Source organism: Fulvivirga ulvae (genome assembly GCF_021389975.1).
Lineage (GTDB): Bacteria > Bacteroidota > Bacteroidia > Cytophagales > Cyclobacteriaceae > Fulvivirga > Fulvivirga ulvae.
The window spans coordinates 476145-494898 of record NZ_CP089981.1 but is presented as its reverse complement, the minus strand read 5'-3'; the positions used below and the strand labels follow the sequence as shown (position 1 = coordinate 494898).

22 protein-coding genes are annotated in these 18754 nt (G+C 40.5%); 9 read left to right on the top strand and 13 right to left on the bottom strand.

The features are described from left to right. Nucleotides 1-24 precede the first annotated feature (24 nt). Nucleotides 25-759, bottom strand: coding sequence for a 3-deoxy-manno-octulosonate cytidylyltransferase (kdsB, locus tag LVD17_RS02165; protein ID WP_233764472.1), 735 nt, complete (start codon nucleotides 757-759; stop codon nucleotides 25-27). Next, nucleotides 756-2138, bottom strand: coding sequence for an NfeD family protein (locus LVD17_RS02160; protein WP_233764470.1), 1383 nt, complete (start codon nucleotides 2136-2138; stop codon nucleotides 756-758). Before LVD17_RS02160 ends, kdsB begins: the two co-directional genes overlap by 4 nt. A gap of 22 nt (nucleotides 2139-2160) precedes the next feature. On the opposite strand from LVD17_RS02160, the gene LVD17_RS02155 reads away from it, so the two are divergent. The 3 genes from LVD17_RS02155 to LVD17_RS02145 are packed head-to-tail and all read left to right on the top strand — an operon-like array spanning nucleotide 2161 to nucleotide 4953. After that, the gene (locus tag LVD17_RS02155; RefSeq protein WP_233764468.1) at nucleotides 2161-2964 is read left to right on the top strand and encodes a DUF4905 domain-containing protein; all 804 of its coding nucleotides are present in this window, start codon (nucleotides 2161-2163) and stop codon (nucleotides 2962-2964) included. A 54-nt stretch (nucleotides 2965-3018) separates the two neighbouring features. Continuing rightward, nucleotides 3019-4176 (top strand): LysM peptidoglycan-binding domain-containing protein, encoded by a 1158-nt coding sequence (locus LVD17_RS02150; protein ID WP_233764467.1) that lies wholly within the window; start codon nucleotides 3019-3021, stop codon nucleotides 4174-4176. Nucleotides 4177-4179: 3 nt separating this feature from the next. Then, nucleotides 4180-4953, top strand: a complete 774-nt coding sequence (locus LVD17_RS02145) for a TIGR02757 family protein (RefSeq protein WP_233764466.1) — start codon at nucleotides 4180-4182, stop codon at nucleotides 4951-4953. A gap of 43 nt (nucleotides 4954-4996) precedes the next feature. On the opposite strand, the gene pyrE is transcribed toward LVD17_RS02145, so the two are convergent. Next, nucleotides 4997-5635, bottom strand: coding sequence for an orotate phosphoribosyltransferase (gene pyrE, locus LVD17_RS02140; RefSeq protein ID WP_233764465.1), 639 nt, complete (start codon nucleotides 5633-5635; stop codon nucleotides 4997-4999). 105 nt (nucleotides 5636-5740) lie between these two features. On the opposite strand from pyrE, the gene LVD17_RS02135 reads away from it, so the two are divergent. Beyond that, entirely contained in the window at nucleotides 5741-6490 is a 750-nt protein-coding gene (locus LVD17_RS02135) for an NUDIX hydrolase (protein ID WP_233764464.1), read from the top strand. Here the strand turns inward: LVD17_RS02135 and coaD are convergent. The 4 genes from coaD to LVD17_RS02115 all read right to left on the bottom strand — a co-directional run bounded on the left by coaD (nucleotide 6487) and on the right by LVD17_RS02115 (nucleotide 9223). Beyond that, nucleotides 6487-6942 (bottom strand): pantetheine-phosphate adenylyltransferase, encoded by a 456-nt coding sequence (gene coaD, locus LVD17_RS02130; protein ID WP_233764463.1) that lies wholly within the window; start codon nucleotides 6940-6942, stop codon nucleotides 6487-6489. The genes LVD17_RS02135 and coaD overlap by 4 nt on opposite strands. Before the next feature lie 15 nt (nucleotides 6943-6957). Next, nucleotides 6958-7845: a DUF3822 family protein gene (locus LVD17_RS02125; RefSeq protein ID WP_233764462.1), complete on the bottom strand. Its 888-nt coding sequence runs from the start codon at nucleotides 7843-7845 to the stop codon at nucleotides 6958-6960. Nucleotides 7846-7849: 4 nt separating this feature from the next. Continuing rightward, on the bottom strand, nucleotides 7850-8659 hold the full coding sequence (locus tag LVD17_RS02120; protein WP_233764461.1) for a hypothetical protein: 810 nt from the start codon (nucleotides 8657-8659) through the stop codon (nucleotides 7850-7852). A gap of 78 nt (nucleotides 8660-8737) precedes the next feature. Next, complete coding sequence (locus LVD17_RS02115) at nucleotides 8738-9223, bottom strand: NUDIX domain-containing protein (RefSeq protein ID WP_233764460.1); 486 nt, start codon at nucleotides 9221-9223, stop codon at nucleotides 8738-8740. Between the two features lie 83 nt (nucleotides 9224-9306). Here LVD17_RS02115 and LVD17_RS02110 point away from each other — a divergent pair, with 83 nt between their 5' ends. The 3 genes from LVD17_RS02110 (at nucleotide 9307) to LVD17_RS02100 (ending at nucleotide 11658) form a co-directional block, all read left to right on the top strand. Further along, the gene (locus LVD17_RS02110; RefSeq protein ID WP_233764459.1) at nucleotides 9307-9753 is read left to right on the top strand and encodes a PaaI family thioesterase; all 447 of its coding nucleotides are present in this window, start codon (nucleotides 9307-9309) and stop codon (nucleotides 9751-9753) included. Beyond that, on the top strand, nucleotides 9753-11159 hold the full coding sequence (locus LVD17_RS02105; protein WP_233764458.1) for an ATP-dependent DNA helicase: 1407 nt from the start codon (nucleotides 9753-9755) through the stop codon (nucleotides 11157-11159). Before LVD17_RS02110 ends, LVD17_RS02105 begins: the two co-directional genes overlap by 1 nt. A 73-nt stretch (nucleotides 11160-11232) precedes the next feature. Next, on the top strand, nucleotides 11233-11658 hold the full coding sequence (locus LVD17_RS02100) for a DUF1573 domain-containing protein (protein ID WP_233764457.1): 426 nt from the start codon (nucleotides 11233-11235) through the stop codon (nucleotides 11656-11658). Nucleotides 11659-11737: 79 nt separating this feature from the next. Here LVD17_RS02100 and LVD17_RS02095 read toward each other — a convergent pair whose 3' ends face one another. The 3 genes from LVD17_RS02095 to LVD17_RS02085 form a co-directional block, all read right to left on the bottom strand. Next, nucleotides 11738-12295, bottom strand: coding sequence for a DUF4136 domain-containing protein (locus LVD17_RS02095; RefSeq protein WP_233764456.1), 558 nt, complete (start codon nucleotides 12293-12295; stop codon nucleotides 11738-11740). A gap of 179 nt (nucleotides 12296-12474) precedes the next feature. Beyond that, nucleotides 12475-12849 carry a DUF423 domain-containing protein gene (locus tag LVD17_RS02090; protein WP_233764455.1) on the bottom strand — a complete coding sequence of 125 codons (375 nt, stop codon included), beginning with the start codon at nucleotides 12847-12849 and terminating at the stop codon, nucleotides 12475-12477. Then, nucleotides 12850-13524 carry a YggS family pyridoxal phosphate-dependent enzyme gene (locus LVD17_RS02085; RefSeq protein ID WP_233764453.1) on the bottom strand — a complete coding sequence of 225 codons (675 nt, stop codon included), beginning with the start codon at nucleotides 13522-13524 and terminating at the stop codon, nucleotides 12850-12852. 65 nt (nucleotides 13525-13589) lie between these two features. Here LVD17_RS02085 and LVD17_RS02080 point away from each other — a divergent pair, with 65 nt between their 5' ends. Together LVD17_RS02080 and LVD17_RS02075 are read left to right on the top strand one after the other, a co-directional pair. Continuing rightward, the gene (locus tag LVD17_RS02080) at nucleotides 13590-15137 is read left to right on the top strand and encodes a GH3 family acyl-acid amido synthetase (protein WP_233764451.1); all 1548 of its coding nucleotides are present in this window, start codon (nucleotides 13590-13592) and stop codon (nucleotides 15135-15137) included. Further along, on the top strand, nucleotides 15137-15745 hold the full coding sequence (locus LVD17_RS02075; protein WP_233764450.1) for a LysE family translocator: 609 nt from the start codon (nucleotides 15137-15139) through the stop codon (nucleotides 15743-15745). Before LVD17_RS02080 ends, LVD17_RS02075 begins: the two co-directional genes overlap by 1 nt. A 62-nt stretch (nucleotides 15746-15807) precedes the next feature. Here LVD17_RS02075 and LVD17_RS02070 read toward each other — a convergent pair whose 3' ends face one another. The 3 genes from LVD17_RS02070 to LVD17_RS02060 are packed head-to-tail and all read right to left on the bottom strand — an operon-like array spanning nucleotide 15808 to nucleotide 18635. After that, on the bottom strand, nucleotides 15808-16860 hold the full coding sequence (locus tag LVD17_RS02070) for a vWA domain-containing protein (protein ID WP_233764449.1): 1053 nt from the start codon (nucleotides 16858-16860) through the stop codon (nucleotides 15808-15810). After that, the gene (locus tag LVD17_RS02065; protein WP_233764448.1) at nucleotides 16853-17764 is read right to left on the bottom strand and encodes a hypothetical protein; all 912 of its coding nucleotides are present in this window, start codon (nucleotides 17762-17764) and stop codon (nucleotides 16853-16855) included. Before LVD17_RS02065 ends, LVD17_RS02070 begins: the two co-directional genes overlap by 8 nt. Next, the gene (locus tag LVD17_RS02060; RefSeq protein WP_233764447.1) at nucleotides 17757-18635 is read right to left on the bottom strand and encodes a DUF58 domain-containing protein; all 879 of its coding nucleotides are present in this window, start codon (nucleotides 18633-18635) and stop codon (nucleotides 17757-17759) included. Before LVD17_RS02060 ends, LVD17_RS02065 begins: the two co-directional genes overlap by 8 nt. Between the last annotated feature and the right edge of the window lie 119 nt (nucleotides 18636-18754).

Sequence of the window (18754 nt, the reverse complement as noted above, 5' to 3'; positions counted from 1 at the left end):
TGCGAAAATAGGCTAATTCATTGGTTAGTAAAAATTTTTAAGCTTTTCAAGGTCTTCGGGAGTATCCACACCTACTGAGGCATACTCAGTTTCCGCTACTTTGATCACATATCCATTTTCAATCCAGCGTAACTGCTCAAGTGCTTCAGCCTGCTCCAGCCCTGAAACAGGTAAGTTCGTGATCTGCTTCAGAATGTCACTTCTATACGCATAAATGCCAATATGCTTAAAATACTTCCTTTCCTGTAACCAGTTTTCAATTTTCACATTACGGTTATAGGGCAGTGTGGCACGGCTAAAGTAGATGGCCTCATTGTTATGATTAAAAATAGCCTTGACCACATTGGGATTAAACAATTCTTCCTGATCTTCAATTTGTTTGACCAGTGTACCCAGCTGGGTTTGTCCATCGAGAAGGCTCGCAAGCAGATCAATCTGTGCCGGATTGATGAAGGGCTCATCTCCCTGGATGTTGATCACATAATCGTAATCTTTCCCTAAATATGTGAGGGCTTCATAACAGCGGTCAGTGCCACTTTGATGAGCTTCACTGGTCATGCAGGCTTTGCCGCCAAAGCCAGACACCTCCTCCATAATAGCCTCATGGTCGGTAGCTATTACCACATTACTCAATGAAACAGATTTAGAGGCTTGCTCATACACCCTTCTGACCATACTTTTGCCTCCGATATTGGCCAAAGCTTTAGCCGGAAACCTGGTGGATCCATACCTGGCGGGGATTATTCCCAAAATATTCATTCCTGATTATCTAGTTTAACTTTTAAAGATGTTCCCTCATCACTCAAAACTACAATCTTTGCATCTCTTTCTATATAATCACCCCGGGTATAGGCATCATATATCTCTCCGGCAATCTGTACTTTGCCACTAGGTCTCAGCACTGTATAGGCAGTACCTTTCATGCCTACCATGGATTCCGTTTTGAAGTTTGAAGTATATCCCTGGTCCCGGCCCATGGTATCAGTAAGAGCTACCCTTGAGAAAACTTTTGTATTAGTAAGCCTTACACCACCGATAAAAAGCAGTACCATACTACCCAACATACCTGCCAAAGCCGCACCTATAGCTATAAGCAGTTCATTAAAACCTACAAAAGAGAAGTCAAAAGCGTCATTGTTAAGCATGACCAAAACCAGGGAGCCAACGGTTATGACAATACCGGAAATGCCGGCGATGCCAAAGCCCGGGATGACAAAAATCTCCAGAACTATAAGTACAATACCCACAAAGAAAGCAATGATTTCCCAGTTTTCGGCAAGGCCTGTAAGGTAGTACGGTACAAAATAAAGAACCAGTGCCACTGCCGCAGCCGCAATAGGAAAACCTACGCCGGGCGTCTGTAGTTCAAACCAAATACCACCTATAATAACAAGTATTAAAATACCACTTACAAAAGGATTAAGAAAAACAGATATTACCTTTTCAGTACCACTAAGCTGGTACTCTACAGTTTCATAATTACTTACACCGTTCTTTTCGAGAATTTCTTCTATAGAAGTCACTTTGCCTTCACAGAAGCCATACCTGATGGCTTCAGAAGTTGAAAAGGTGATCACCTGACCGGCTTTAGTGACACTGTCAATTTCAATCGACTGGTCAACCATGGCTTCTGCTATTTTTGGGTCACGGCCCCTTTCCTCGGCAATAGACCGCATGGTGCTTCGCATGTATGACTGGTATTTATCCGGGGCAGCTGTACCATCGGCAGTCACTACGGTGGCTGCACCTATATTGGCACCCGGAGCCATGTATATGCTGTCACAGGCCAGAGAAATTAAGGCACCCGCAGACGCTGCGTCTTTATTAATATACACCCAGATGGGCTTTTCAAAATCGAGTATCCGCTCTACTATATCTTTGGCATCGGTGACAGCCCCGCCATAGGTGTCCATTTCAATGATTACATAATCAGCCTCAATGTCCCCGGCATGATTAAGGGCCAGCTCCACATACCGGTTCATACGCGGGTCAATTTCGGCATCTATATTCATCACCATCACCTTTTTTTCAGGTGCTTGTGCATAGGCGGCAAGACCCATGCAAAAAATAAGAAAGAAAAGAATACTAAACTTCTGAATGATCACTTTGTTGCGCTTATTTATGATGTAATTTTGCATAAATTAACAAATAAAAAGGTTGGTGGGAAAGCTCAATTTAAACTTTTCATATTCATTTAACGGCAAAATCTGGAATATAATTTCACATCAGGAGAAGGAACTGCTGCTTCTGGAAGTCCGGGAAGATGACAAGTTTCAGGTACACTATAATCTTCTGGATGCGGATTCCGGACAATTTATTGCGGAACGCCTGACTTTTGAGGAAAGCTGGTGGATAGGGGCGTCATCATTGCTCAGCGATGTTATTTTATTTTATACTTTTCCTGACCAGGAAAATCCCGACGTAAAAAATGTTTTTGCCTACGATTTTAATCATAAGAAAATCTTATGGAAAAAGGAACAGCAGAACATCATTGAGGCAGTTGGTGACTGCGTTTGGCTAATGGATACAGGTAATGACAAAATATCATGTTTTAATATCCGTACAGGAGAAGTTCTTAAGAATAGTAACAGCAATGATGTTTTGAATAATGATCCTGGGCGTACCGAAAATAAAATGCTTGAAAAGCCGTTTAACTATCGCGAAGGAAGCGAATATTTTAATACAGTGAGCCAGTTTTTAACTGCCGGCGCCAACCTGCATATTGTAAGAAGCGTGGATTACTATGAAGACGATCAAATGATAGTCATGTCTTATTACTATCCCAATAAAAACAATAAACTGGCTAATGATTTGCTTGTTGTTGATCATGAAGGTGATCATTTACTTCAGGTAAGATTAGGGGACGATCTTGACGGAATTAGTGATGATACCTTCTTCATTTATAACAACAAGCTTATCTTTGTAAAGGATAACGTGGATTTTTTAATATATCAGTTAAACTGAAGCCACAGTACTATCTTATAGTGTAGCACGTGATCGTAAAACAAATCTAAGGACATGAAATTTTTCTTATCAGCATTAATTTTTATAAGCTCTCTTCAGGTAGCCGCATCAACAATACCGGCCGATTCGGTAGGACTGGAGACAAAAGGAGGAAAAACATATATCCTTCACAGAGTTGAAGAAAAAGAGACTTTATATTCACTGTCACGGCGATACAACGTTCCCATTAACCAGATTGTTGAGAACAACCCTCCTTCAGAGTATGGTTTGGAGATAGGCCAGATCATCAGGGTGCCTCTTTTGGAGAGAAAGCCTAAGAAGAGGGACAAAACTGAAGTCACCCAGGTTAAAGACAATGGTGTGGGCAACTATAACAACCCGCAGAAAACCGGTGAGGCTGAGAAGGTACATGTAGTGAAACCAAAGGAAACCATGTTTTCCATATCACGAATGTACAGTGTAAGTATTGAAGACATCAGAAAATGGAATAACATCGATGGAAATATACTTGATATTGGACAGAAGCTAATTATCAGAAATAATTTAGGAACACGTACTGCCGGTGATAATATGGTAGTTAAACCGGAGAAGCAAGGAGATACTCATATAGTGCGCTCCGGGGAAACTTTGTACTCAATTTCAAAATCCTTTAATGTAACGGTTGATGACCTGAAAGGCTGGAATGATCTGATTGATAATGACATCAGCATTGGACAGGAGCTATTTGTTTCCAGACCTGCAGTAACAATCCCTGCAAATAATAAAGCTCTGGTGCTTCAGGAGCCCGTGTCTAAAGAGGCTGTTGGAGCTGATATTGGAGATAAACCTGAAACGACAGCGATACCGACCAATGGTAATGATAAGGATAGTAACAAGGAGAATACTAAGGTTGATGTTACCACTCCTGTAAATAGTGGTCCTGAGAAATCAACCGGTACTTTTGCTGAGGTTTCCGAGTCAGGTCTGGCTGAGCTTATTGAAGGTTCGGAAAATACAAGGAAGTACCTTGCATTGCACCGGACAGCGAAGATAGGAACTATTATGAAGGTTCGGAATGAAATGAACGATCAGGAAGTGTTTGTCAGGGTACTTGGACGCCTGCCCGACACCGGAGTTAATCAGAATGTGTTGATTAAAATCTCCAAATCTGCCTATGACAGGCTCGGTGCCATTGATGCCAAGTTCAGAGTATCCGTTTCATATATACCCTAAGCCTTGAATTTTAGCGAGCTTAAAGCATTTCTTGATCAAAAGGCAGAAGAGTATAACAATCCCGGATTTATCATCCATGATCCGGTTTCCATCCCTCACCTTTTTACCAGGAAACAGGATATAGAAATAGCGGGTTTCTGGGCTGCTATTTTGGCCTGGGGCCAGCGGGTTACCATCATCAATAAATGTAAAGAACTCTTCGATTTGATGGATAACGCCCCTTATGAATTTATTGTCGGCCATCAGGACTCAGATCTCAAAAGGTTTCTCAAATTCAGGCACCGTACTTTTAACGCAACAGACACGCTTTACTTTATAGAATTTTTCAAGTGGTATTATTTACGGCACGACAGTCTGGAAAGTGCATTTTTACAAGGGTTGTCAGCTGATGAAACTAATGTCGGACAGGGGCTTGTTAACTTTCATCATTTATTCTTTAGCCTTCAGGATTATCCGCATCGTACGCGGAAACACATAGCCACCCCGGAACGCAAATCCGCCTGTAAGAGAATCAATATGTTTTTGCGATGGATGGTACGCAAAGATGACCGTGGTGTTGATTTTGGTTTATGGAATAGAATAAATCCCGCTCAACTTATTTGTCCCTGTGACCTGCATGTGGACCGTGTAGCCCGTAAGCTTGGTTTGATTAAAAGAAAACAAACGGATTGGCAGACAGCAGTAGAGTTAACGGGCCGGCTAAAGGAATTTGATCCGAAAGATCCTGTAAAATATGATTTCGCCCTTTTCGGACTTGGAGTTGAGGAAAAATTCTGACAAGGACCTGACTTAAGTTCCCAGGTCCTTTGTACATGTGTGTTTAATTTATTTTCCAATTAGCCGGATCTTGCCTCCACGCTTCCAAGGAGGCTACCTGGTCTTTTTTGATATAGTCACGTTTCAGAGCCTCTTCTAACAACAGGTTGTAGTTGCTTAAACATACCAGGGGTATTCCTGCATCTTTGAAGTTTTTGTCGGCAAGGTCGAAGCCATAAGTAAATATAGCGGCCATGCCCAATACTTTGATGCCGTTAGCTCTAAGCGCTTCGGCAGCCTTTAGAGAGCTTCCGCCGGTAGATACCAGGTCTTCTATCACTACTACCTTTTGTCCCGGGGTGGCTTTTCCTTCAATTAGGTTTTCCATGCCATGCCCCTTAGGTTTGGACCGCACGTATAAAAATGGCAGTCCCATGGCTTCAGCTACAAGTGCTCCCTGAGGGATGCCCGCAGTGGCCACGCCTGCAATAGCTTCTACTCCGCTGAAGTCAGCTTTAATAGCTTCCACTAAAGCACTTTTTATAAAAGTACGGATGTCAGGGTATGATAGGGAAAGGCGGTTGTCGCAATAAATGGGAGATCTCCAACCAGAACTCCATGTAAAAGGATTATCAAGGTTTAGCTTTATCGCTTCAATGTCTAATAATTTTCCCGCTATGGTGTGGCCAAGGCTAGTCTTCATGGATAATATCTTTTCGTTGCGAATTTATGGATTAAAAAAGTTAAATTCTATTGGCGCGCTGCCAAATATTTTATTCATTTGTGAGACAAATTTGACTTTTTTTGGATGAACCTTTTCATCAATGATATCCCGGTTACTATTGTAAGAGCAACTGAGCGGCCGGATAAACGGGAATTCAACTATATATTAAATGCGGAGAATGAGCCTATTACTCAGGCAAAACTCTTGCATAGGGTTTGGATAAAGCATGCTAAGCGTGAAGAAGTAGATCACATCTTTGATCTTCTTGACACCACCATCATACCAGGATTAATCTCGCTTACCCTCACGGTAGATGACTATGAGGATATGAGAAAATTTCTTAAAAAGAAATTCAAAATCATAAAGGCTGCAGGAGGTATCGTAAGAAAAGGCGATAAACTACTGATGATATACCGTCTTAAAAAATGGGACCTTCCCAAAGGAAAGCTGGATAAGGGTGAAGATAACTATATGGCAGCGAAGCGGGAGGTAGAGGAGGAGTGCCATGTGAAAATAAGTATGGGTGAGAAAATATGCACCACATGGCATACCTATACCATGAAGAGGAAAAAAATACTGAAAAAAACTGTGTGGTACGCTATGGATATTGTGAAGGACTCAAAGATGAAGCCCCAGGTGGAGGAGGATATAGAAGAGGTAAGATGGATGACCCGCAAGGAAGTATTTCATGCCCTTCAAGACTCCTATAAATCAATAGCGTTTGTATTTGACAGGTTTTTCAAAAAAGAAAAGGTACAGATGGAGAAAGAGCTGGCCCAAAAGGAACAAACCGAAAGTCAGCAAGCTGAAAATGAGCAAAACTCGGCTGGTTAAATCTCGTAAGGAAGAAAGTCGCTCACATCTCCACCATAGCGGTGCACTTCTCTGATAATAGATGAGTTGATGGCTGCCAGCTCTGGCGAAGTAATTAGAAATACAGATTCAAGGTCCTTGTTCAGGTGCTTGTTTACTTGTGAGATGCTGTTTTCATACTCGAAATCTGTAGTATTTCTCAGGCCTCTGAGAAGGTATTTCGCACCATGTTTTTTTGCCCATTCGGCGGTTAGTTCATTATAGATAATAACCTTAATATTGTCAAAATCTGTGAATGTACCATCGATAAGCGAGGCTATTCTTTCAACATCAAAATAGCGGTTGCTCTTTTTACTGTTATGGCCGATGGCTATAATTATTTCATCAAACAGCTTAAGGCCACGGATAACAATATCTTCATGCCCTTTGGTAAATGGGTCGAACGAGCCTGGGAAAACGGCTATTTTTTTCATAAGAAGTGGTTTATACTAATCACAGAGGTGAATACTATAGAGATCAAAGAAATGGTGGTCCTGAACTTCATCAAAAATGTATCCGTAGTTCAAATAGTCAGGGCGGTCGCCAAATGATATATTTTTGATGAATTTATAAAATTCGTTATAATGAGGAGATTGCTTTCCTATATATCCCCAAAGTATAACGTCACTGGTTTTCTGGTTTTTGTTCAACCCTTTCATCACCAGCATGATATATTTGATGTAATCATTGAATTGCTTGATGCTGAACTGGTTGTAGTATTCCAGCTTATTGTTCTTTAAAGTAACGATATGTAGTTTAAACCGGTCTATGTATAGATACATGGTGTTTTTCTTGTTCGTTTTTTCGAAGTTGATAACACCCTCTATAAGCGCACTTGACTGGTGAATAAAGCCGACCTCGGCATTGGGGTATAGGCTGCTGAGCCAGTTGTAAAGTTCTTTACGAATAGCAAAAACGCAGATTGCGTCAGATTTTATGTGTTTGTAGTAGAGTATCTCTTCCTGCTCTGGGTCTATTGTAGAGTTGAGCCTGAGGTAATCGTGGAGAGCTTCTTTTACAAAGAGCGCTGAAGGAACCAGAGAGAACTTATTGCTTTTTAAGCTAATTCTTACAGTCTTCCAGAAGCCTGCCATCAAAAGATGGTGTTCTTCAAAAAGTGTAGCTAGTAGTTCCTTCAGTGCATTATATGATTTTACGCTTGCCAGTATATAATCTTCAAGGAGAAGACACCGGTTGTTGGTAGAGTCGACAACAGCTATTTGTAAATCCCTGATCCCAATCTGGATCATAAGATTATACTGATGAAGTTTGTCTATGTCAAACTTCTCATCTTTTATCTTCTTGATTAACTTATAGCTGATTGTTGCTGTATCCAATGTTTTATTCCCAGTTTCCTGAAGTTGTTACATCTGTTTTAGAACCAAATCTCAGAGGTTTTCTGTTTTTGGCATCGGCATCTTCTTTCCTTGTAGGGTCAAAGGGCTTAGGGTTAACCACTTCAATAACATCTACAAGAGCTCCGCTTTTATCTACCTCGGCGGCGTAAATATCGAATTTCACATCCTCGTATCCGGGTACGTAGGCTAATCTGTCAATATCAACATTAGGGTCAAATTTCGTTTCCTCCAACGTCATTAGCAGATCTCCCTTAGTTACCTGTTGCCCTTCAAATAAACTTTCCTGTCTTGTGACAGTTCCGTTTCTTCTGAATTTGTGCGTTACATCTTTGCCATTCTGGTTAAGAACATATGCCTGGTTGCCTTGCTTAACTTCTTTACCAATTGCTACAAGATATTTTTGAAAAATGCCATCATTTGCAGCATTAACGTTATGGGTGGCCTTGAAAATCCTCTCTTTCGCAGAGATGATTCCCAGTGTATCGAATGTTACTATAGAGCTGTCGGCACCGTAGCTTAATGTTACTACTCTTTCTTTTCTCTGAATGATGGGGTATCTGCCATTTTTGACAAAGTTGATTAGTTTATTCCAATCGCTGGTATAGTTGCCATGCACTTCCAGGTATACTGTTTCGGCTTCGCGGATAAGTTTTAATTTTTCAATAACAGCGGCTTCACGGTCGGCTATTAACTGCTTCTCGTCAATTTCCGACTTAACACTGTCTACCAAATAATAACCTAACGCAAGGCTCGCAATTAGTAGGACTATAGAGATAATTTTGGTAACATTCATTTCTTACGTATTTTTTGATTGCAATAATAAAGATTTTGTGATGTAATACATAATTAATCAAAGTGCTATTTTATGCAATTATTGGCAAAATTTAAAATAGCCTCTCATATTTAATAACGATTCCTGACTCTCGACGGAATGTAACGTATTATGTAAGATTTCATTTCCCATAACCGCTAATTTCGGAAAAGGCACAAACTCTACCTTTTTTATAATTTGATTTCTGGTATTGAGCTCAGGGTCAATCCCTTGGATTAATCTTCCGTCCAGAATATCAACCCTGAAAAAGAGCTCCATGGCATGGAGTGGTGGCTTCAGAAACTCGTTGATGAAAAGAAATTCCCGGACATCGACTTCAAGTCCGGTCTCTTCCATAAACTCCCTTTTAAGAGCCACTTCTGCTGTTTCTCCCGGTTCTACTCCTCCTCCCGGAGGTATCCAAAGTGCTTCCTCTTCGTTAAGTCCGCTATGCTTTACCAGTAACAGGTCATTGTTTTTTATGCAAATACCACAAACCCTCACCCTCACTTTGTTTCCATAGGTATTTTTAATCTCCTCGTTCATTAATTGAAATTACTACTAATTGCCGAAAATTATAAAGGTACAGGCGATATCTTATATTTGTGGCAAAACATAACTTCCTGAGAATGATCAAAACGCTTAATCCGGAATATAAAAGCCGAGTGGAAACTTACCTTCAAAAGCAGCACTTTATGAAGCATATTGACTTTACCCTTGATATTATTGAAGAGGGCCGTACCGAAGGCTGGCTGGATATAGAAGAGATACATAAGCAACAAAAGGGGTTTGTACATGGCGGTGTAATAGCCACACTGGCTGATATAACTGCCGGTTTTGCAGCCTATACACTCGTACCTGAAGATCACCATGTAGTAACCGGGGAGATAAAAGTCTCTTACTTCAATCCGGGTGTAGGCCAAAAGTTACATGCTAAAGGATGGGTAATTAAACAGGGACGGAAAATGAATTTTTGTGAGGCGGAAGTATGGTGCATTAACGGAGAAACCAAGACGATGATAGCCAAAGCCACAACAACCATGGTCACTATTTTTCCTGAAGACATACCCAGCTAATGCCCAGGCCGTCCCAGATACTGCTCAATAAATTCCCGTTTATCCCTACTTCGGGGCAGGAGTCACTCTTTCTTTCTATGGATGATTTTCTTGGAGAGAAGGACGAAAAATCTGTTTTCATCATAAAAGGGTATGCTGGTACAGGTAAGACTACGCTGATCAGTACGTTAGTGACTACACTGCCACTTTTTAATATGAAGTTCGTATTGCTGGCACCAACAGGCAGGGCCGCCAAAGTAATGTCGTCGTATTCGAAGAGAATGGCATTTACGGTACATAAGAAGATTTATAAGCAGGTAGGTGAGCAAGGGGAGGGGCCGGCATTTAAGAGGCAGACCAACTATGCTAAAGATACAATATTTATCGTTGATGAGGCCTCTATGATCAATGAAGACAGAAGCTTTGGAGGAACCGGCCTGTTAACTGACCTTTTTCAGTATGTATTCTCCGACCTTTCCAACAAACTGATACTGGTAGGTGATGATGCCCAGCTACCTCCGGTAGGTCAGGAGCTTAGCCCAGCACTTGATAAAGGTTATCTGGAGGCCAGTTTTCATGCTTCAGTTCGCCAAATAACCCTGACAGAAGTAATGAGACAGGAAGTCGATTCCGGCATATTATTCAATGCAACAAAGCTAAGAAATGAGTTAGCCTCAAAAGAGGCTCCTGTTATTGGCTTTGAAACCAAAGGCCACAGGGATATTTTCCGGATGACCGGTGAGAAGATGGAGGAGGGATTGAGATATGCTTACGATAATTATGGCATAGAAAATACGATTATAATATGCAGATCGAACAGACTTGCCAATAATTATAATCAGTATATCCGCTCGCGTATCCATTTTTATGAATCAGAGCTGGAGGCCGGGGAGTTCCTGATGATTGTCAGAAATAATTATTTGCATGCACCAGATGATATAGCGGGTAATTTTTTGGCAAACGGTGACTTTGTTGAGGTAATGAAGATCATATCAACAGAAGAGATGCATGGATTTCGCTTTGCCACATTGCAGTTGAGAATGGTTGATTACCCTTCGGAAAATGCTTTTGATGCCAAGGTCATCCTCGATACTTTGTATACCGAAACGCCGGCACTGTCTGAAGAGCAAAACAGGCAATTATATGAATCGGTCATGTTGGACTACCAGGATATGGATTCATCCAAAGCGAGAAAGGAAGCTATCAAAAAAGACCCATACCTAAACGCTTTGCAGGTTAAATTTGCTTATGCCCTGACCTGTCATAAATCTCAGGGCGGGCAGTGGAATGCTGTGTTTGTTGATCAGGGTTACCTTAAAGATGATAACATAGATAAAGAATACATCCGATGGCTTTACACAGCAGCAACGAGAGCGACAGATCAGCTTTTTTTGGTGAACTTTAATAAGAAAATGTTCGTATCATAAATATGAAAAACGTGCAGGATTATTGTTTGTCAGCCTTTAAACTTATATTTGCAATACATTAAATCAATATTTTATGAAAACTCTTTTGGTATCTATTTTCGGTATATTTGTGATTTTCAATGCGTTAGCACAAGAGTCGGCAACCAAGGAAAATGCAAATGGCCCTGTAATGACTTTTGAAGAAACGAAGTTTGATTTTGGCGACATTCATCAGGGAGATAAAGTAGAGCATGTGTTTACCTTTGAGAATACTGGTAATGAGCCACTAATCATCACCAATGTTCAGGTAACATGTGGATGTACTGCATCTGACTGGCCAAGAGATCCTATAGCTCCCGGACAGGAGTCAAGTATGACCATTAAGTTTAACAGTACAGGAAAGCTAGGTATGCAGAATAAGGTAATAACTATTATTAGCAATGCTACCAATCCAAATAACAGATTGACCATTACTACTAATGTATTACCTCAGAAGGAAGGGGATACCGGTAGTAATTGATATGGAATAGAATAAAGAAAAAGACACTTTAAACAACGTTTAAAGTGTCTTTTTTCTGTTTCAAATTTAACTCTATAAATTACTTTCCGGCTTTGTACTCAAATCTGTTGAATATTTGCTCGACAGCATCTTTAATCTTTACAGGATCTCTGTCAAACATATCATCGTCATCTATAATGCCGGAGGCATAACCTTGCCATACAATAGTCCCTTTCTCTTTGTCCAGCATTTGAATGAGCAGGGTGCCTTCTTTTAAATTATAGGTCCTGAAATCTTCCTCTTCCCTTACTTCGTCATTGCCAAGAACCTCTTCATGGCCGGTATAGCCTTGAAATTGGGTGGGTTTTTCAAAAACCTTAAAATTTATAAGAAGGTCAGGGTTAGCGCCGGCCATATCATATCCACGTACATCGAGTTCATATTTGATAGCATCCCTTATAGCACTTTTTAGTGCAACATCATTGAGGAAGTCCTCAGCACTGGCACTTTTGGCGCTCGACGTCCATCCGAAAGTTTCATATTTTTCGAAGCTTGTATCTAATCTTTCATCCATTGCTACCAGATCCTGACTATAAGATGGAGACAGGGATATGGTCGCAATACATAAAGTGGTCAATAGTATTTTTAAATGTCTCATTTTACTTGTTGGTTTAGATGAATAAATTTCACCTTAAACCAGTGAGAATACTATGCCAGTACCCGTAGTACAAGTTAATACCTGCACATGGTGATTACGGGTTGCCTAAGGGGTGGAAGTATATCCACATACTATGGATATGCAGGTACATTGATATTGGAATAGATGCCTCATAGTGCTTAAAAAGTTTTCTTTGCGCCCATAGCCATAAAGATCCAGCCTAAAATGAACATAACACCTCCTATAGGTGTAATGGCTCCCAGCACGGTAAGGTTAGTCAGGCAAAGTATATACAATGATCCGCTGAAAACGAGTATACCCAAAACCATGCAAAAGGTGGCATATTTAAATTGCTTATTTGGATATTTTAACATCAATATTCCAAGACCAAAGATAGCCAGAGTGTGGTAGAACTGATATTTCACGGCTGTTTCGAAGGTTTCTACCCTGCCATTGTCTATCAATAATGGTTTTAGTCCATGGGCTCCGAAAGCGCCTATAGCTACTGACAGTGCTCCTAATATTCCTGCTAATATTAATATGTTTCTATTCATTTAAGCGTAATTTCTCTCTCCAAATATGGCACTGCCCACCCTTACCAAAGTGCTGCCTTCTTCCAGGGCAATTTCATAGTCTCCGCTCATGCCCATAGAAAGTTCCTTTATAGAAACATTGTCAGCCGTTTCCATCTCAGCCACCTGATCGAATATATTCTTCAAAGCCCTGAATTCTCTGCGTACCTGATCCTGATTTTCTGTAAAAGTTGCCATGCCCATCACACCTACGATACGGATATTTTTCAGGGCTTCAAGCTCTTTTGAGATAAGCATTTCTTTTAGTTCTTCTTCTGACAGGCCAAACTTGGTATCTTCTTCAGCAATATGGACCTGTAACAGGCAATTTATAGTACGTTCATACTTATGAGCCTGCTTATTGATCTCCATCAGCAGGCGCAGGCTGTCTACCGAGTGGATCAGGGCCACAAAGGGAGCTATATACTTTACTTTATTTCTTTGCAAATGGCCTATCATATGCCATTCTATATCTTTAGGCAGGATCTCATATTTTTCTGAGAGCTCCTGGACTTTATTTTCACCAAATATGCGGAGGCCTTCTTCATAGGCTTTTTTTATTATATCAGCAGGTTTAGTTTTGCTGACGGCCACTAATCGGGCTGGCTTTCCTGATAAAAAATCCTGAATTTTCTTAATATTGTTTTTGATATCCATTTTATAATTTTAATATCGGGTCAATATTTGTGTGTAACAAAGTAAGAAATTTTAACTGAGAGCATATGCCTATTTTAGGTACTTTATTGAAGAAGGGGATAAGGATAAGGGAAAGTTTGGAGCAGGAATATTCCAACCCTTTCGATATACAAAAACAAGAATTAAAGAAACTACTGATTACTGCGAGTCAGACTGCTTTCGGGAAACACTATTCTTTCGGAGGTATTCTCAATGCCTATAAAAAGGATGATCAAAAAGCCTTTTTTCGGTTGTTTAAGGAACAGATTCCCATCCATAACTATAATAAAATATATAAGGATTGGTGGCACATTTCGAAGCAGGGAAAGAGAAATGTATGCTGGCCTGGGAATGTTAAGTATTTTGCATTAAGCTCAGGCACTTCTGAGGCATCTTCAAAGTATCTGCCTATAACCAAGGATATGAAGCGTGCTATCCAGAAAACGAGCATCAGGCAAATACTTTCTTTGAGTAAATATGACTTGCCCTCCAACTTTTTTCAGGGAGGCATACTGATGTTAGGAGGCAGTACTCAACTCAACAACAGAGGAAGCTATTTTGAAGGCGACCTAAGTGGTATACAGGCAGCACAGTTGCCCTTTTGGTTCCAGCATTTTTATAAACCGGGAAAAAGAATAGCCAAAACTAAAGACTGGGATGAAAAGCTGAATGAAATTGCAAAAAAGGCCAGGGAATGGAATATCAGCATAATAGTAGGTGTGCCAGCCTGGATCCAGATATTGATGGAGAAGATACTTGAATATCATCAGGTTTCCAATATTCATGAAATATGGCCTGACCTGATGGTATATGTTCATGGTGGTGTTTCCTTCGATCCTTATAGGAAGGGGTTTCAAAAACTACTGGGCAAGGAGATCTACTATATAGAAACTTACCTTGCGTCCGAAGGCTTCATCGCCTTCCAGTCGAAGCCAAATCATCGCTCAATGCGATTGGTACTGAACAATGGTATTTTTTACGAATTTGTGCCTTTCGATGATAAAAACTTTGATGAAAATGGAGATATCCTGGAAAATGCTGAAACCCTGATGATTGATGAAGTAGAGGAGGGGAAAGAGTATGCGCTTTTGCTCTCTTCATGTGCCGGGGCCTGGAGGTATATTATTGGCGATGTGGTGAAATTTACGTCAAAAGAAGATTCCGAAATAATTATCACCGGACGTACCAAGCACTTCCTGAGCCTGTGTGGCGAGCATATGTCTGTTGATAATATGAACAAAGCTATTGAGATGGTAGGGGACGATCTGAATATTGCCATACCGGAATTTACCGTGGCAGGCGTTCCGCATAACACCCTCTTTGCGCATCACTGGTACATTGGGACCGATGGTAACGTAGATCCGGCGCTGATACGTAAAAAACTGGATAAATACTTGAAAGAGCTTAATGACGATTATGCTGTGGAGCGTAGTGCAGCACTGAAGGAGGTATTTGTTGATGTACTTCCGATTAGTGCTTTTTATAAGTGGATGGAATCCAAGGGTAAGGTAGGCGGACAAAATAAGTTTCCAAGAGTGATGAAGAGTGCTCAGTATGAAGATTGGAAAAACTTCATCAAGCATCTGTCTGAGTAATGGTTGTTGTTAATGGATTAATATTCGGTCTTGTGCTGGCCATCCTGATTGGTCCGGTGTTTTTTACGTTACTCCAAACCAGCATAGAAAAGGGTTTCGATAAGGCTATACTCGTTGCAATAGGTATATTCTTTAGTGATCTGGTATATATTAGTCTGGCATATTTTGGCCTTTCAAAGGTTATTAAAAACTCGGAGTACAACGAGTGGATAGGTTATGTCGGAGGTGTTATTCTTATTGTATTTGGAATAGTATCTCTGTTTAAGTCCAGGAGAAAGACAGCAGTTGTCCACCGTTCTGTCTCAGCCAAAGGGTTCTTCAGGTATATTTTTAAAGGGTTCATTATTAATGGCATAAGCCCGTTTGTACTACTCTTTTGGCTGGGAGCCATGAGTATGGCTACCATAGAGTATGGCTATTCTGACGAAACACTCATTGTTTTTTTTGGCATTATTATGATCATCGTTTTTATTACCGATGTGCTTAAAGCTTACCTCGCCGGCAAGCTGCGCGCATTGATCACGCCAAGGCTTTTCACAATCCTCAATGTAGCTGTAGGCCTTGCCTTAATTGCCTTCGGAATCAGGATGTTTGTTTATAACTGGTAAGAATCAGGATAATTTATGGTATTAAGCCTGGCAGAGCGAGCCTTCGCCTTGGGAGTGTTGTCCTAATCCTGTAATACATTTGAGATGAAAGTAGACTTCAACAGCAACCATAGTAAAAAGATACAAACTGCCCAATTCAGATAGTTAATATAAAAGTCAGTAGTGTCTTTATACCTCGTTTCTTTGATTTCCGCCTTTTCATACTGATCGATGATCTTAAATACTTTTTCAAGGGCTTCATTATCAGAAACCCGAAAAAACTGACCTTCACCGATATCGGCAATTTCCCTAAGTGTTGTTTCGTCCAGGGTATTATCTACCATTCTTGGCCTGCCAAAAAAATCTTTGCCATAAGGTACCTTCCCTTCCTTACCGATGGCGATGGTGTAAATCTTAATATCGTAGGCAGAAGCCAGTTTTGCGGCGGTTATGGGGTCAATATTGCCAGCGGTGTTGTCCCCGTCACTAAGCAGTATTATTACCTTGGATTTTGATTCGGATTCCCGCATACGGTTTGTAGCTACAGCTAGTGCACTGCCAATTGCAGTGCCGCGATTATCAATCATTTCAAAGTGAACATCTTCAATAGAAGACTTTAACAGGTCGTAGTCAGTTGTTAAAGGAGAAAGGGAATATGCATCTCCTGAAAATATTACAATGCCGATCCTGTCCTGAAAGCGGCCATTAATAAAGTCCATCGCCTTTTCCTTGGCAGACTCCAGCCTGTTAGGTTTAAAGTCCTGTATCTGCATGGATTGCGATATGTCTATCACCAGCATAATATCAATACCTTCGGTCCATTGCACTGTTTTTTCATTTGTTTTCTGAGGCCTGGCCAGGGCCACTATCACAAGGGCCGTAAGGAGTATCAGCAGTATGTCAGGAATAAGTCTTACCAGGTTGGTTGGATTTGATTTTATCTGGCTTTTAGTCAGTGCAATCGGAAGCTTTTGATTCAGGTAATATCGGAGTATCCATCTTCCTGCAATAAATAAAGGGATCAGTATTAAAGTATATAGAAAAATCTTATGCTCCCAGGTGAAGTTTTTGAAAATACCGGGAGAAAACCATTCAAGGCTATACCAGGGATTCTGAAAATTGGTTTGCTCATCCATGCTTTACCTCCTCTACTTTAGCCATAAATTTCTCCTGAGAGTATTTTTTAAGCGCAGTGTATTGCATCATAATCTCACCGTTTACCCCTAAGTTTCCATAAATGACCCTGTCCAGGGCTTTCAATGACTCTGCTATATTTTCAGGTTTATAAAACTGAATAATTTCTTTTGTTGTCAACTGAGTATACGGCTTTGACTCAAGTTTTTCGAGGTACCTTTTCCATAGCAGCAATACTTTTTCTGCCTTATTTTTTTCTGTCTCTTTATCATCTAGTACCAGTGCGTCGTACTTTTCTATAAATTTCTCATGTATCCTTTTCAGCCTTCTGAGCTTGAAATGCTTCCTTAATCTGCCTCCAAATATCACGAAGAAAAGAATAACAAGAATAATCAGAATGGCTGCTCCGATAATGAAATAAGGGTAGTTGAAGTGGGTCCGTACGCTTTTGTATGTGGTATTTTCCTTTAAGGGCATAGCCTCTACAGCTACAGAGTCCGGGATTTCCGCAACCAACTGTTGCAGAATAACGGCATCCGTTTCAGGATAAACCGCAGTGCTGTCCTTTCCATGAAGTACAAATACAGGCAGCTTAAGTTGCTGTACACTATCTATTTCGAAAGAAGTGAGGTAATACACGGCGCTGTCATAGCTATGTGTACTGTCTGATTGCGTCGGGAAATACCGCTTATGGTCTAACTCATAAGGGGCATAATTATACAGAGAGTCCGGGAACACAATGTCCATACCTCTGGGATATTTGACTGAAAGAGAATACCCTATCGGTACTCCGATTTTAATACTATCACTTAAAAACTGCCCCTGCGGTTTAATTTGCTGAGCCTTAGCATTGAATGCAACAAAAAATAAAACCGGTAGAAGGCCTCTTACTATTCCTTTATACACTCTTTAAAGTTTTATTTCTTATTTTAAATAGTTTCAGAAGTTTAGGAACATAGTCTTCTTCCGTATCAATCGTCACAAAGTTGATTTGATGACGCTTTGCGAATTTAGTGAGATACTCCTCATTCTCAGCATAGTTTTCTTTAATTCTTGACCTGAAATTGCCAAAGGAAGTATTGACCCATATCGTTTCTTTACTCTCCTTTTCATAGATGGGAATTATGCCCAGCTTTGGAAGCTTTGTCTCCCGCTTATCTGTAATCCTCACCATAACAAGGTCATGTTTTTTTGCCAGTCCTTTGAGGTTGTGGTGGTAACCCTCATCGATGAAATCAGAAATAAATACGATCACACTTCGACGTTTGATGGTGTTGAGCGTGAACAGGATAGCTTTGCTGAGATCAGTCTGTTGAGATTGGGGCTTAAGGTGTACAAGGGTATGTACAATCTCATAGGCAAGCTGAGGCCCCTTTCTTGGTTTTATATATTTCTCCTTCCGGTCAGAAAAGCATATTAAGCCTACTTTGCTGCCCTCTTTTGCTGCAGAGAGGGAGAGTACACCGCAGATTTCTTTTCCAATATCCATCTTTTGCCTTCCCTTGCTTCCTATCTCCTGAGATCCGCTTACATCCAGGATAAAAAAGATGGTTTGTTCTTTCTCTTCCTTAAAGGTTTTTACAAAAGTACCATGGCCTTTTGCGCTTACGTTCCAGTCAATTGTACGGATATCATCCCCATATTGGTATGATCTCACATCGTCAAATTCCAGACCCGACCCTTTAAAAATTGAATGAAAGTCCCCTTGCATCTGGCTGTTAATAGCCTTTCTGATTTGTATTTCGTATTTTCGTAGCTTTTTTAAGAGATCCTTCATTGGCTCAATTTTGGCTATAAAATTATAACAAAGTTGATGAATATTCCTTTCATGAAAAAATGATTTCCTTGACAGGAATATTTACCTTATTAATGGATGATCGAATACTTCAAAAGTAT

What these genes read in the sequence shown, in the direction of transcription:
- kdsB (WP_233764472.1), bottom strand. Translation starts at nt 759, where the DNA reads ATGAATATTTTGGGAATAATCCCCGCCAGGTATGGATCCACCAGGTTT.
- LVD17_RS02160 (WP_233764470.1), bottom strand. Translation starts at nt 2,138, where the DNA reads ATGCAAAATTACATCATAAATAAGCGCAACAAAGTGATCATTCAGAAG.
- LVD17_RS02150 (WP_233764467.1), top strand. Translation starts at nt 3,019, where the DNA reads ATGAAATTTTTCTTATCAGCATTAATTTTTATAAGCTCTCTTCAGGTA.
- pyrE (WP_233764465.1), bottom strand. Translation starts at nt 5,635, where the DNA reads ATGAAGACTAGCCTTGGCCACACCATAGCGGGAAAATTATTAGACATT.
- LVD17_RS02135 (WP_233764464.1), top strand. Translation starts at nt 5,741, where the DNA reads ATGAACCTTTTCATCAATGATATCCCGGTTACTATTGTAAGAGCAACT.
- coaD (WP_233764463.1), bottom strand. Translation starts at nt 6,942, where the DNA reads ATGAAAAAAATAGCCGTTTTCCCAGGCTCGTTCGACCCATTTACCAAA.
- LVD17_RS02120 (WP_233764461.1), bottom strand. Translation starts at nt 8,659, where the DNA reads ATGAATGTTACCAAAATTATCTCTATAGTCCTACTAATTGCGAGCCTT.
- LVD17_RS02115 (WP_233764460.1), bottom strand. Translation starts at nt 9,223, where the DNA reads ATGAACGAGGAGATTAAAAATACCTATGGAAACAAAGTGAGGGTGAGG.
- LVD17_RS02110 (WP_233764459.1), top strand. Translation starts at nt 9,307, where the DNA reads ATGATCAAAACGCTTAATCCGGAATATAAAAGCCGAGTGGAAACTTAC.
- LVD17_RS02105 (WP_233764458.1), top strand. Translation starts at nt 9,753, where the DNA reads ATGCCCAGGCCGTCCCAGATACTGCTCAATAAATTCCCGTTTATCCCT.
- LVD17_RS02100 (WP_233764457.1), top strand. Translation starts at nt 11,233, where the DNA reads ATGAAAACTCTTTTGGTATCTATTTTCGGTATATTTGTGATTTTCAAT.
- LVD17_RS02095 (WP_233764456.1), bottom strand. Translation starts at nt 12,295, where the DNA reads ATGAGACATTTAAAAATACTATTGACCACTTTATGTATTGCGACCATA.
- LVD17_RS02090 (WP_233764455.1), bottom strand. Translation starts at nt 12,849, where the DNA reads ATGAATAGAAACATATTAATATTAGCAGGAATATTAGGAGCACTGTCA.
- LVD17_RS02085 (WP_233764453.1), bottom strand. Translation starts at nt 13,524, where the DNA reads ATGGATATCAAAAACAATATTAAGAAAATTCAGGATTTTTTATCAGGA.
- LVD17_RS02080 (WP_233764451.1), top strand. Translation starts at nt 13,590, where the DNA reads ATGCCTATTTTAGGTACTTTATTGAAGAAGGGGATAAGGATAAGGGAA.
- LVD17_RS02075 (WP_233764450.1), top strand. Translation starts at nt 15,137, where the DNA reads ATGGTTGTTGTTAATGGATTAATATTCGGTCTTGTGCTGGCCATCCTG.
- LVD17_RS02070 (WP_233764449.1), bottom strand. Translation starts at nt 16,860, where the DNA reads ATGGATGAGCAAACCAATTTTCAGAATCCCTGGTATAGCCTTGAATGG.
- LVD17_RS02060 (WP_233764447.1), bottom strand. Translation starts at nt 18,635, where the DNA reads ATGAAGGATCTCTTAAAAAAGCTACGAAAATACGAAATACAAATCAGA.